This window comes from Sorangiineae bacterium MSr11367, assembly GCA_037157805.1.
GTDB classification, from domain to species: domain Bacteria; phylum Myxococcota_A; class Polyangia; order Polyangiales; family Polyangiaceae; genus Pendulispora; species Pendulispora rubella.
In genome coordinates this window covers 9,134,056-9,147,194 of sequence record CP089983.1, presented here as the reverse complement: position 1 = coordinate 9,147,194, position 13,139 = coordinate 9,134,056, and the positions used below count along the sequence as shown (strand labels likewise).

Genomic DNA, 13,139 nt, shown 5'->3' with positions numbered 1-13,139 from the left:
AGGACGCGGGTGCTCAGCCCGTTCGCAAAACAAAGCGAAATCAGGAACATCAGCCACGCGCGATGAAGCATGTCGCGCGTGGCAAGCAATAGGGAAGCGCGGCTATGCGCATGCGCGCCCCTCGTCCCGCTCGAGCGGCGGCCCTCTGGCCGCTCGCCTATCCGTACGAGCGCGGCGGCGCCGTGCTCGGATCCACCAGCAGGCGCTCCTGCTCTTCCAGCGAGTTGGGAGCGAATGTCCTCTTCAGATCGAGCGGCCTCGCGAGACGCTGGAATTCGTCCGGGATGCTTCGGAAGGCGCTGACCTCGATGCCGAGGACGAACTTGTCCGCCCCCTTGGGAATGCGGGTGACGCGCAGGTCCGCGTCGAAGAGCGTCCGGCGTCGTGGTTCGGCCCGGCGTCGCGAACATTCGTCGCAACGAATGATCTCGTTCAAGAGGGCCTTCGTCCCGCAGCGGCACTCATGTGGCGTCTCCGTCAATCGGGCGATGGTGTCCGGAGGGTGCGTTGTTCCAGCCATGTCCACCACCGCCCGCCCGCACCGCACGCAGACCCAGGCGACGGAGCGCAGCTGCGAGTCACAGAGCGCGCATCTCGCACCGATCGCAGCGGCAAGGTTTCGAATCTCCGCAAAGTAGCTCCAGGGCACGGGCCAATGCACAGGGTGCCCGACTTTCGTCTGGGCCTTATGTACGCACCCTCCACATTCGGGTGCCGTGCACTTTTTCCATGCCATGTACGGCTTGCCGGTTCTCGTGCTGAAACGAACATGGCCTTCTTTGTCGACTTGTTCGACAAAGTGGTAGACGCCGTAATCGATGATCGAAAATCCATACTTGACGACCTTCGACACACTACGGTCCGACGTCCCGTCGGGGTCCGCCATCGTGGACATCCAATACAGATCGCATCCGGTGCAAGGCTCCCGGAGATCTCGATAGGATGCGCACGGCCCCGCACTGCAAATCGCCCCTCTCTGCGTCGCGAGACTGAAGTGATCGGTAAACTGCCAATATGGCAGTTCCGCGGAGTAGATCTCGACATTCGGCTCCCTGCCGCGCGCAAACCACTGCGGGTAGCGCCCTTCGAGGATTCGAATCGTATCGGTGGACTGAATAGGTGGCCGGTACGCACCGAAGATGTACGGGACCCTTCTGCCCTGACCTCGCGAGAGCCGCCCCGTGGCCGCGCTCCGTTGTCCGAAATTTCCGCCCACAAGCGGAGAGCGCACCTCTCCGCCGGCGAGTCCAAACGCCATGGCTCCTATCCTTTCTTGCAACTGTGGATGATCTCTCGGCCGCGCTCCCGGGCGAGCACGAGCAGTTCGAACGAATGGCGCGTTGCGCATGTTCAAGGTCCAAATCGCCATGATGTATCCCCAAACGGTATGGCTCTTGGTGGGCGGAACACATGGATGACCGCGACCGAGTGCAAGCGTCAACACAAAAGAAAATTGAGATGTCGATCACATATTCAGGTCATTACACATCGCTATTCTAGATTGACGGGACATCCCCCATGACATGCTCCATGAGCCCCGTCGCCATGTTGGCGGTCGCGACGCGAGCAGGCTCCACGTCCTCGGCCGCTTTCTCAAAGTGCAGGCGCGCAAGGTCCTGCTCCATCAGCACGCATAGCTCGGCGAGCTTGGAGACGACGTCGGGCGACCAGGCCTCGTTCGTGGTCCACCCGTGCGTCGCGCCACTGCCCGTGCTGACGAAGGCCGCTTTCGCGACGAGTTTCAGGCGGTCTTTTTCGAGAAAGCTGACCTCGATCTCGCCAATGGCTAACCCGTCGAACCGCGCGCGCCCTCGAATCATCGCACAATCTCTCCCGCGGCATCGAGGATCGAGAACGCGTCGCCTTGGTACTCGATCGCCTTGTAGAACGCCGTCCTTGCCGCCTCGTTAACCGTCTTTTCCCGCTGGTCGCATTCCAGTTCGACGAACACAGCCACCTTGATGAAGTCGGGCCCCACCACTTTGCTCAGGGTAAACGCAACCTTCGCGCGCGGCCCATCTCCGTGCGAGCAGAGGTTCTCCATGGGAATGCGCTCTTCCCGTACCGTGTGCGGGATATGTCCCCGACGCTCCGTCGTCACCTTGACGTTCATGGGAGCACGGCGGGTTTCGGGTTGTCGTACGCCGGCGAGGACTTTTGAACACGCTCGAGAACGTCGGGCGGCACTTGGTCGATCAGCGCTTCAAACCGATCGCGGTCGAGCTCGTACTCCACGGTCTGCCGGATGGATCCCCCAAGGCGTTTGAACTGCTCTTCCCCCAATTCGAGGTAGAGCGCGACGGCATCGTACTTTGTGGCGATATGACGGCATTTGAAGGGTCCGCACGAAGCGTGGTTCGGGCGAAGGACCTTGTCTGCCGCAATCAGCGCCGCATTGCGCTGTTCAACCAGCACACGAAATTCGTCAAATACAGGTCGGTATTCTCGTTTGAGCGCCGCAAGGCGCTCCTCCGCCTCCAGGAAGGCCATGACCTCGGGGACACGGAGCGGGTCAAGAACGATAGGTTTTGTCTTTTCCATGCAGCCAATTCTCCTTTGTGGCCCCCACGGCGGGGTCTTGTCGATGCAGGCGGCGCACGCGGAATGCGGCTCGGCGCCTGCGATCCATTTTCACCGGCGTGCGCACCGGCACGTGCACGGGCCCTTCTGCACGCGCCCGCGCCTCGACGGCAAACCGCCGGAACTCGGCGATGCTCTCGTCCCCCTCGGACCCGTCAAATTCATCGAGGAATGCAACTTCGACGGGGCGCAGTTGCACGCGAACGATCTCCGCTGCTGTAGGGCCCGGGTACTCCGCCGCTCGCCGGTGTACAAATTCCCATCCGTTCTCGACGGCAATCCGGAAAATCGCGAAGTCGCACGCGGGGTCGAGCGTCACCCATTGCGCCTCGAGGGTGGCGGCCTTTGTGGGATTGGCCTTGCCATCGACTTGGACAATGCGCCCCAGATACGTTGTCCGTGAGCTTGAGACAATGGCCCAGAGACCGCCGCGGCTATCCATTGGTTCTCTCCAGCCCACTACGATGCTCCCGAACGATCCCGAGGGGGAGAGATGCGTCGGCGCCGCCACTTGAGAGGCTGTGTGTCAAAGAAGACTCCGAGTGTGTGCGAGAGATTTTTTCCGGACGACCGGAGGATGACGGAGATGAGGAACGACAAAAACGATTCGCCCGCTGCACGCGTCTGAGGCACGGACAGAATGGGCGAACCGATCTGATTCGGCGCCGATCCGAACGGCTCGTCGGAAGTGGTGGGCATGATGTGTCGCCGATAGTCCGGGACATGCGGACGCACATTCTCTTGCTCATCATGTTGTCTCCATGCTGAAGCACCCGTAAGCGATGGCTGATACGGATCGTCGTGCGAATACGCGTCTCGTTCGTCACGTTCCTCATACGCGTCTCCCCCCTCGCGCCTGAAGGTCTTGGGTGGATACTTGTTGATCAATGGCCTACTCCTTTCGAGTCGGGAAGGCCCCTTCGTTTCCCTTATTCCTCTCGGCTACCGTCCGTTGCGCCGGTCGGATTTCGATTCCGGCACTTCGCGAGCGCGCATGCACACCGGTGGCCTTCTTCTCGACATCGATGACGATCCCCACGGAGAAACGCTCCGAATGGTATTCGCCGGGACGATGCCGGCCGCACTCAAACATGCCAGCGTTCCTTCGGCCGACCTGCGCGAACGGCTGCCCGATGACGTGTTCGCGCTCGTGCTCGTGGACGGTGGTCAAAGACTACGAAAGTTCGCGTGTGTCGACCGCGGCAGCACGATGGTCTCGACCATTTACTTCCTGAAGAACGGCCACAAGCTGCCCGACACCGCGCAGAAAACGGCGGCGCAGAACCTGGTGCGCGCCTCGAGCTGGTACGGCCTTCCCGTCCCGGAGCCGCTCGAGAAGCTCGCGCTCGGCGCGCTCACGGCATTGACCGCCGTTCCCGTTGTTACGGGCACCGCGAAACAGGTGCGCTCGAACCTAGGGGCGGTGCGCACGCTCGAACGAGCGGGGCACACCGTGGTGACGCCCGCGATGCGCGCAAGCGTGGTTGGACCGCCTGGGGGCGAATCGTGGAAGACCGGCGAGGCAAGTGGCACGGCCCTCATGCCTGTGAGCGAGCCGACACGGCCCGCCCGCCCGAAGACTCCGGTCGAGAAGACGGCATTCGGAGCAGCACCGGCGGCAGCGCTACGGAGCAATCCGGAGCGCGAGAGCGCGACGGGCGACCACGTCGGCGAAAAGGAAGCGGGCGTCTATGGGATTGGGGATCGGTACCCGATGCAGAGCTATGTCCAAGTGCAAGCCGCATCTCGCTATTTCGATGCGTTCCATCCGCGCTTTGCTCCCGACGAGCGTCACGCCTATGCGACCGCGCTGGTCAAACGTGCCGAGGCCCTCGGCATCGCCGTGAGCGACCTTGCGCGCAAGTATGGGTCCGCCACGTACGCTCCGTCCGAGGAGATCCTCGCGGCGCGCGATCTCCGCAAGAATGCGCTACCGGAAGAACGCCGCGAGACCATGTCTGGATTGCTCGACGCGCTCGTTGAGAAAAGGGCCGAGCTCTCCCCGGAGGCCTTCTGTGCCGCGCTTGAAGAGTTCGACCGGATGTCGGGGCTCGAGCATTCGCGGGGTATTCCCGATCCGTACTTCTCCACCTACGGGTTCTCGAAGCAGAGCGCCGCGCGTGAATTCACGGAGGTCATCGGCGCCGACTACGTGTCCGAAAACGACCTTCGCAGGCTCGCCCGGAGCGGGAAGCAAAGCCTCAGCGCGACATTCAACGAGGACTTCGTCGACGAATTCACCGCGGATCCGGTCGGGATCTTCAAGAGCCTGCCGCGCGCAGAAAAGGTTCTCCTCATGCGGATGGCGGCGGACACGGTGGCTGCGTGAAGGCTTCGTCGCTGACTGCGAAGACGATTTGGGATCGCGAGGACGCACACCCCATCGCGCTCGATACGCTTCTTATCGAACGGTACGGCGCCAACTGGCTTGCGTGGGAAGCCGAGACGCTATCGGAGGAGATCCAGAAAGACTTCGGGCCGGTCTCGGGCCTGAATTTCTCCAAGATCGAAGCTTGCAAGACGCTGCACCTCGTCGACACGTACTGGCAGCGCTGGGAGGTGTTTGTTTGGTGCACGATGCCGTGCAACTCCATGCCGCCGGACTTCCTGCTCATGCAGGTCCCGACCGTGGCGCAGGTCCTCGCAAGTGTCGATGCCGCCAACCGCATCCGCACCGATGTCGCGTTCAGCGAGGAGGTTCGGCTCTTCATGGCGAACGTGCATCGTCATGACGGCATCGCGCTCGCACTGCCCCCAGTATCTTTCGTCGAGCTCTCCCCGCACGACTTCGCGCTCTCCCCCGAGCAGGATGCTGCACTCAAGTCCGCATGGGCGAAACGGGATCAGCATCCACCGGACCCGATGGTTCGCGAGCAGATGGCTCGCCTCGTCACGGTATCCACGTACCTCGACGAGACCCGGGATCGGCTGCGCGAGCAACTCCATGCGGTGACCCATGCTGCATGAGCAAGCCGTCGCGGCATTCCACGAAGGAGTGAAGACCGCGGCGCCGGATATGCGCGCGCTCGTCGCGCGCTTGGCACCAGCGCTTGCCCCCATGCGCAGCCCTGATGGTCCTGGACGCGTCCCAAAACTGGCCGCACCCGACTTTGGTTCCCTTGTCGCCCGTGCGGCCCCCGTGCTGAAGAACGTTGGCAGTTTGGGCGGGGTCGGCGCCCTCGGGGGTGCTGCGACGGGCGCAGGCTACGGCATCCTGCGCGAATATGCCCGCGCTGGAGACGGGCCGAAGCGACGCGGCCAACGCGCCAGTCCCAGCCTTCAGCGCTTACTTGTCGAAGGCATACGGGGCGCCGGGACGGGGGCGATGGTCGGTGGTGCGCTCGGTGCGGGCGCGGGCGCGCTGGCGAGAGGCAACCTCTCGACCCTGGCCGACAGGGGGGATCCCGTAGGCGCCGCGGCCAGATTCGGCTTGAGGCAAGTGCACGGTTTGACGGGCGTCCTGCGCCCCGAAGAACTCGAGTGGGCACGCGGAGGCGCTTACGACGCTCGTCGGGCATTGCAGAAAGCCATCCTCCGCAGACCTGAGGGCCACGGGGCGATTCGCTTCGGGCTTGATGCACTGACCCAGCCGCCCATGGCCCATGGAGACAGCGCGGTCGGCCGTCGGGCCGCCGAATGGGGCGCCGCATTCAACCGGGATCTGAAGGAGCACGCCGAGGGTCTCGCGCAAAAGACCATGCGGGACCCAGAGGTTCGTCGGGCACAGAAGGCCTTTCGCTCTGCCGAAGATGCCCAGAACCTCGGCCTCACCAGCATCCCTGGCTACATTCGCGCAGTCCTCGACAAGAACGTCGGTCTCGGAAAGGCCGTCGGCACGAGCATTCGCGAGCAGTTCCACAATCAGCCCCGCGCGCTCACGACGCTCGGGATTGTACCCCCGGCCGTCGGACTCGCTGGGGCGATCGTGAACAAGACGCCAAAAGACGGGCAGGGGCGCGGCCGCGTTGAACGAGGTCTCGGCAGCGCGGCGGACCTCGCCGGCGGACTCGTCACCGGCGCGATGCCGATCGGTGCGGGCCAGCTCGTTTCCTCCGGCTTGCGACGCGTGGGAAGCCTGGTAGGTCGCGGCATCGACCGCCTCCATGCTCCGTCGAAGCGCCCCGCTACACCGCCTCCCGAAGCTTCGCCCGGGCAGAGCCTTCCCCTTGAGCGTGTGACAAGCGCTCGAGCGGCGAACTAGGCTCCGGGGCCCGCCGTGAGCTTTCTCGGTGGCGGTTTTGGCATGGCGACGGGGCCGGCGTCCGGCCTTCGATTTGCAACGACACGCGGGCGCATTCAAGGCAGCCCCGCTCAGGGGGTCCACTATCCTAGCCCCTTCTTCGATGTCGGTCACACGTATCTTCCCGTTACCGTCAAGCAACTCTTCAAATGGTGCAGATATTATTTTTTGACCAACCCGCTGATCAACGCGGTGGTCTTTAAGCTGTCGGAATATCCAATTACCGACGTCATCATCGACCACGACTCGCCGGGCGCACGCAAGCAGTGGACCGACTTCCTTCTCGACCATCTGGGTTTTCGCGCGTTTCAAGTCGAATGCGGCCTCGATTACCATGCGTACGGAAATGCCATCATCAGCCTCAGCTTCCCGTTTCAAAAGATTCTTTATTGCGTCCACTGCGACTTCCGCGAGCAAGCGTCCAAGATCCGAAGTCACTGGACCTTCACCAACTATTCATTTCGCCTCACCTGCCCAAGGTGCCACCAGATCGCCGACGCGCGCCCACATGACTTTTACTTAAAACACCCGTCAGGCATCAAACTCGTTCGATGGAATCCCGAAGACGTCGAAATCTCTTACAACGATATCACAGGCGAATACACCTATTACTATACTATTCCTGCGGTCATTCGGAACGACGTCGTGGTAGGTCGAAAGGACGTCGTCGAGTCCATTCCGCAGGTGTTCGTGCAGGCGATGCGCGAACAAAAAGGAATTATCTTCTCGAAGGACAACATCTTCCATCTACGCCGACCGACGCTTGCGACGCAAGACCGCGGCTGGGGCATTCCGTTGTTGCTGCCCGTTTTGAAAGATACCTATCATTTGCAATTGATGAAAAAGGCACAGGAAAGCATTCTGCTCGAACATATCGTTCCTTTCCGCGTTCTCTTCCCCCAAGCTGGTAGTGGAACCGCCGACCCCTACACCACCATCAATCTCGTCGATTGGCGGGACCACGTCGCAACGGAAATTGCGCGATGGCGACTCGATAACAACTACATCCCTATCCTGCCCCTTCCGATTGGCCAAGAGACGATCGGCGGGGACGGACGCGCTCTACTCCTAACCGGCGAAATCCAACAATGGTCCGAGCACATTATGGTGGGCCAAGGCGTACCTCGCGAGTTTCTCCTCGGTGGGCTTTCCTATGCGGGCACGAACGTGTCCATGCGCATGTTGGAAAATGCTTTTCTGGGCTACATTCTAAAACAGAAGAAGTTGCTCAGGTTCATCATCCAGCAGGTATCGGCCTACTTGGGCTGGCCCGAGGCAAGGGGCCGGTTTCGTCCCTTTCGCATGGCGGATGACCTGCAGCGCATGGCGTTCAATTTTCAACTCAATCAAGCACAGAAGCTTTCTGACACAACATTGCTCGCCACCTGCGACTACAATCAAGAGGACGAAAACGCGATCATGCTGCGTGAGGCGGATGTCCGGGCCGAGGCACAGAAAAAACAGCAGTTGGCCCTCGCGGCCATTCAGGGAGAGGCGCAGGTTGTCATGATGAAGTATCAAGCCAAGGCCCAACAGACCTTGGCCGAAGCGCAGGCCGCCCCCACGGCGCCTGGCGAACCCGGTTCACCAGTGGCCGAAGACGGCGCGGCTATAGGCACTGCTCAGGACCTCGCGACAGGTGCCGCGGCGCCCACGCTGGAGAGCGCGCCGACCGCCCAGCGCGGCCCAGTTCCCGCGGACTTTCTCGCCTCTGTGGGAAGCCAACTTGCGAGCAATCAGCGTATGCCCGTGACCACGCAAGGCGAGGTGACGACACTCAATGTCGACCTGCCGACCTACGCCGCGGCGCAAGCGCGCTTTCTCGCGCCGTTGCCGCCGTCGCAACAGGAAGCTGCGCTGAGCAACCTGCGCCTGCAAAGTCCCGAGCTTGCGGATATGGTCGCGCAAAACCTTCGAAGCGCGACAAACGGGAATGCGGTATCTAGCGGTGTCGATATGCGGCCACTGCCCGATCAGCGGCCGCCCCGCCGAAACGCTGCCCTCGTCTGAAATTCTGGGACGTCTTAAAGGACGTGCGCGACGGCGCCGAGAACGATCACGCCGTTTTTTTCAATGCTTTGACCACTTCGTTCAATTTGGCGGAAAGCTGAGCAAGCTGCTCTGATTCCGCACTTCGCGGAAGCGGAAGGTAGCCAACGGGCTGGACACCTTCCTGCGTCGGGCTCGCGCTTAGTTGGGCATTCAGCGCGTTCACGCCTTTCAGGGCTGCCGCGGCTGCCTGTTCCATCAACGCCTGCAGCGCGCGGCGATGCTCGTCAGCCTTGGCACTGTGCTCCGTGACGAGTGCGAGTTGTGCGAGCGCCTTTGAAAGAATATCAACCAGCTGATTCTGCGTTTCGACGACCCGAAGTATCTCCCCAAGGCCGCGCGCCCGAACGCGGCCGCCGTGCACCCCTCCGGAGAGAACTCTTCGACCTTCCCCAGCAAGCGCCGGTGGCGCGTCAACCAAAGGAGCCTTCGCTCGACCGCCAGAAACCGTCTGGGTCTTGAAGTGATCATTCAGAAGCGCCTCGAGCTCATCGATGCGATCGTCTGGGACGAGTTTGTCGGAAATGATCCGAGAAAGCGCGCGATGGGCGTCGTGCGGCCTCTTATAATGATGCTTCAAGAGTCTTTCTTTGAATCGCTGCGCGCTATCCTGAATAGGCGCTTCTTCCTTGCTCGAAAGTTTTCCGAATTTCGCAAGGATCTCCTGCAGCCCCAGTTCTTTTTCGGCGTCCGAGATTTCTTCGCTGCGCTTTAGGCCTCGGCGTGCATCTTCAGGTTTGTCGTACCGCTGGTCCTCATGCAGCGCTTTGAGCCATTGAGCATACGTACGTGGTCCCTGTATGCGGCCTGCCGTCGAGCGCCTCGGCTTGGGTACGCGGGGACCTAGGACCTCAATTGCTTTGGTGGTGCCCTCCCGACGTTCCGCTTCGGACAGGTCCAATTGCGCTAGCGAGTGGATTGCCGCCGTCAGCGACTTGTACACGCCCCGATTGAGGCTTTCGAGCCAGTGCTCGAGTCCTCCTTGACTCGGGGTGGCTCCACCCGTGTCATGCGACGCGCTCGCCCCTTCGTCCTTTCGCTGGCGAGGTTCGACGGGCTCGGGTTTCGCCGGCGATTCGACCGGCTCGGGTTTCGACTTGGTGGCCTTGGTCACACTGGCCTTGGTCTCGATGGCCTTCATCTCGGCTGCTTTCGGCTCGCGAGTCATTGTCTTGCCACCTTTCGCCTTGCCGGGCTTCGTCTTCGTCGGTGCAGGGCGCGAGGTAGCTTGCTTCCTGGGCATGTTCGTCTCCGTATGTACCCACGTCTATCTCGAACAGGAAGTGCGGACTAAGACACCACTCGGGTCGTCACTCGACATGTCATGACACTTGGCACAGCAACCAAGCATGTCCAGCTTCATGTCCATGGCACTTGGACAGACCACTTCCACCACGCCGAGACCGTACCGGCCGCGGCACAGAGCGTCAATGTCGAAAGTAGTGCCCAGTAATGATCCGCATCGACAAGCAGAGTGCGTGTCAGCAGGATGTCCGCACTGGTTTTCGCCCGCGCCAAGCTAAATTTTAAGGCGTTCTGACATACTGTGCGGAGTTGTTGGACACGCTGACTCCATCGCGAGAATGATTCTCATTCTCTCAGAGCAACTGGTGTGCAGAACTTAATGCACCACACAGCAAAGAGAGCTCAACCGTTCATCAGAGAGTGGCGCCGATCATCCGCGCGCGGCGCTCTCGAGCACCGGGTTCCGCTTGACCCTGTCATTTGGGAGCTGATTCAGCGATACGCACGTCTACTCAAGAGTGACTCCAAGTTGCGTCTCGGTCGCGCGCTCGGAGCGAGCCGCCTTCTGCAGATCATCGTGACGGACTTTTGTCTCGTGCATCATGGCGAGATGCTCCGGGACATGGACGAGGCCGAAGCCCGCGAAATTGAGCAGCGAATCGCAGCATCCTTCAAAGGCCGCGACCGCGCCCTCCTGGGGAGTGAATCCACCAGAGCCTCCGGCCGCCCCGCGTCTTCCGACTCTCGCCGAACTCGCGTCGCGAGAGGCGACGAGCGACGCGGACCATGAGGGAACAGCCCCCTATGGCCTTGCAGAGTCGCAGCAGGCCTTCGGCGACCGCAGTGGACTCTTTGAAGTCCTCCTGGGTGCTGAGCTCGAAACACTCCACCGAGACATGGAGCAACACGGCGAAAAGTATGACGCGAGCACGCGAGAGTTGGTTCGCGACTTGATGAGTCAACAAGACCGGAGGACTCTCTCTCACGCGGAAGGGGTCCTTCTCGACCTGGCAGTACTTGATTTCGTGCGGCCGTCCCCAAAAACGCGGGCCCCTCAGAAGCGCCCCGTACTTCCACGCCCCAGCACCAAGCGCGGAGACGCGAGCCCAAAGGTCCGGCCCTTCTGGTGGCAAGGTGGCTCGTCCCCTTCGGACACATGAGTGCCGAATTCCGCCGGGGACACTCGTCTCGTCAAGACATCAAAAGAGAGCGGCCCCACACTCGCGTGCAGGGCCGTCTGGGGTGTGGTCGACTTTCCTTCGGCCTATGCTTCGAGATCAACCAGACTCGCTGGTAGAGGCGTGGCGGGGGGAGAGACACGCGCGGCAGCGGGTCGGGAGGGAGGCACATGGCAACACTCCGAGGGAGGAGCTCCGCGGAATGTCTGGAGACAGACATACCCTCCCGACATGTCGCACGCAAGCGCGAATACGACGGACTACACATGTGTGGAGAACATAGACATGGCAACCCTACGGTGCGCGGGAAGCACCGGGGTCGCGCTCGTAGTAGACGGCAAATTTGTGTTGTCCATCGGGGGCGGCAGCCGGTGTGTACGTCCCGACTCCGTTGGTAACCTTAATCGTCCCCGTCGGGGGCACCAGTGCCGCACCATCCACGACCTCGTGAAGCACGACATATCCTCCGGTACGTGCCATAGGAACCTGCGATAGCTCGAGCAGTGAGCCGGCCGCCGGTGTCACGAACTCGTCCACGGTGATGGCCGCCTCCGGCCCAAGCGCCCGAGCGAGATCACTGCGAACGTCCATCACCTCCGCACTGACGCCGTGCGTGAGAAGGTGGGGCCGAAGAGCGCGGGCGCGCGACAAGAGCCCGGAGCCAGTTTTCGTTGCCTTTACAGAAGCCATTCTTGTCTCCTTCAGCGCGGGCCATTCTGCGGCACGCCGTACGCATTGACGTTCACGGGCAGCCGATAACCCAGGCTTTCGGGGTCGGCGCCGAACACTTGCGGTCGAGCCTCCCCGGACATGTGCTGCGTGGTCGCGCGAAGGCCTTTGGAAGCGAGGAGCCCGGCTCCGAGCGTGCCGCCGGCAAGCACCAGATTGCCTTTCGCTCCCAATCCCCCCGATAGCTTTCCCTTCGCTCGGGAGAGCCAATCGCCCGCGGGAGGCATCTTCATGGCGCCCGGAGCGCCGGTGAGTGCCGCCTCCTTGACGGCGAGCAACTGGACTGCGTCGCCCAGAATGGCAAGGGCAACCTCGGAAGAAAGGGGGAGTGAGGACATGGTGGATATCCTTGTCATGAGCCGGGGATCCCCGGGAATGTCGCGTTCGCACCGCCGGCATTCTGTGATGTCACTCCTGAAATGAGCGACAAAGCCGCAACAGCCACGGGGACGATGCGCTCAAATTGAATGGCCACTTGTTCTTGAATTAATACCCCTTGGGCATCGGTCGCCCACGAATGGTTTGGCAAATAGCAGGCCTCTGCGAAGACGGCGCCCAGTGTGTCGAGATTAATATCCCTTGTGTACATCAGCAGGCCAACGGGCTGCGCGAAGAGGTCGGAGGCGAGGTTGAGGTAAATATTTTCGTACCCCGGCGGTATCGCGACATCATGCGGATTCGACATGGCACGCGCGCCCGCATTCGGGAACAACGGAGGAACGAGCGTCGGCGGCAACAAGTCCTGGTAATACGCATACAGGACTCGCAGAAGAGACGGTCCGTGGTAGTAGACGCGGCCCAACCCGACCTGCCCAACCGTACGTCCTGCAATGAAGTAGCTTCTCTCGCTGCCTATTTCAAAAATGCGTGCAAACTGACGCGTTTGTGAAAGAGAGAAGCTCTGGACGATGCCCATGGGATAGACGATTTGATTGGCCGCCTGGCTTCGCCCCGAAACAGCGCCCGCGATGGCGGCTGCACTGCCAATGTTCGCCAACCTCGGGGGCCCAGCAGCCAGCATGGTAAATCCGGCCGTCGCATAGCGGCCGTCGTGCATCCCGGCTTGAACGTAGTTGGAGTAGGGAGCCCAATCGCTGAAATTCCCGGCCATCGAGGTG

At 61.6% G+C, this 13,139-nt stretch carries 13 protein-coding genes; 5 read left to right on the top strand and 8 right to left on the bottom strand.

What is annotated here, in order from left to right:
• Window positions 1-157: 157 nt before the first annotated feature.
• The 4 genes from LVJ94_35005 to LVJ94_34990 form a co-directional block, all read right to left on the bottom strand.
• Window positions 158-520, bottom strand: coding sequence for a hypothetical protein (locus LVJ94_35005; protein WXB02111.1), 363 nt, complete (start codon window positions 518-520; stop codon window positions 158-160).
• 976 nt (window positions 521-1,496) lie between these two features.
• Complete coding sequence (locus LVJ94_35000; GenBank protein WXB02110.1) at window positions 1,497-1,820, bottom strand: hypothetical protein; 324 nt, start codon at window positions 1,818-1,820, stop codon at window positions 1,497-1,499.
• Window positions 1,817-2,113: a hypothetical protein gene (locus LVJ94_34995; protein WXB02109.1), complete on the bottom strand. Its 297-nt coding sequence runs from the start codon at window positions 2,111-2,113 to the stop codon at window positions 1,817-1,819. Before LVJ94_34995 ends, LVJ94_35000 begins: the two co-directional genes overlap by 4 nt.
• Window positions 2,110-2,541: a hypothetical protein gene (locus LVJ94_34990; protein ID WXB02108.1), complete on the bottom strand. Its 432-nt coding sequence runs from the start codon at window positions 2,539-2,541 to the stop codon at window positions 2,110-2,112. Before LVJ94_34990 ends, LVJ94_34995 begins: the two co-directional genes overlap by 4 nt.
• On the opposite strand from LVJ94_34990, the gene LVJ94_34985 reads away from it, so the two are divergent.
• From LVJ94_34985 to LVJ94_34965, 5 genes are all read left to right on the top strand, one after another.
• On the top strand, window positions 2,540-2,983 hold the full coding sequence (locus LVJ94_34985; protein ID WXB02107.1) for a hypothetical protein: 444 nt from the start codon (window positions 2,540-2,542) through the stop codon (window positions 2,981-2,983). The genes LVJ94_34990 and LVJ94_34985 overlap by 2 nt on opposite strands.
• Before the next feature lie 591 nt (window positions 2,984-3,574).
• Window positions 3,575-4,909, top strand: coding sequence for a hypothetical protein (locus LVJ94_34980; GenBank protein WXB02106.1), 1,335 nt, complete (start codon window positions 3,575-3,577; stop codon window positions 4,907-4,909).
• A complete protein-coding gene (locus LVJ94_34975) occupies window positions 4,906-5,547 on the top strand; it encodes a hypothetical protein (GenBank protein WXB02105.1) in 642 nt (213 codons plus the stop codon). Before LVJ94_34980 ends, LVJ94_34975 begins: the two co-directional genes overlap by 4 nt.
• Complete coding sequence (locus LVJ94_34970) at window positions 5,537-6,781, top strand: hypothetical protein (protein ID WXB02104.1); 1,245 nt, start codon at window positions 5,537-5,539, stop codon at window positions 6,779-6,781. Before LVJ94_34975 ends, LVJ94_34970 begins: the two co-directional genes overlap by 11 nt.
• Before the next feature lie 15 nt (window positions 6,782-6,796).
• Entirely contained in the window at window positions 6,797-8,830 is a 2,034-nt protein-coding gene (locus LVJ94_34965) for a hypothetical protein (protein WXB02103.1), read from the top strand.
• 46 nt (window positions 8,831-8,876) lie between these two features.
• On the opposite strand, the gene LVJ94_34960 is transcribed toward LVJ94_34965, so the two are convergent.
• The 4 genes from LVJ94_34960 to LVJ94_34945 all read right to left on the bottom strand — a co-directional run bounded on the left by LVJ94_34960 (window position 8,877) and on the right by LVJ94_34945 (window position 13,132).
• A complete protein-coding gene (locus LVJ94_34960) occupies window positions 8,877-10,112 on the bottom strand; it encodes a hypothetical protein (GenBank protein WXB02102.1) in 1,236 nt (411 codons plus the stop codon).
• Between the two features lie 1,474 nt (window positions 10,113-11,586).
• Window positions 11,587-11,982 (bottom strand): hypothetical protein, encoded by a 396-nt coding sequence (locus LVJ94_34955; GenBank protein WXB02101.1) that lies wholly within the window; start codon window positions 11,980-11,982, stop codon window positions 11,587-11,589.
• A gap of 11 nt (window positions 11,983-11,993) precedes the next feature.
• Window positions 11,994-12,359: a hypothetical protein gene (locus tag LVJ94_34950; GenBank protein ID WXB02100.1), complete on the bottom strand. Its 366-nt coding sequence runs from the start codon at window positions 12,357-12,359 to the stop codon at window positions 11,994-11,996.
• A gap of 14 nt (window positions 12,360-12,373) precedes the next feature.
• The gene (locus LVJ94_34945) at window positions 12,374-13,132 is read right to left on the bottom strand and encodes a hypothetical protein (GenBank protein WXB02099.1); all 759 of its coding nucleotides are present in this window, start codon (window positions 13,130-13,132) and stop codon (window positions 12,374-12,376) included.
• Between the last annotated feature and the right edge of the window lie 7 nt (window positions 13,133-13,139).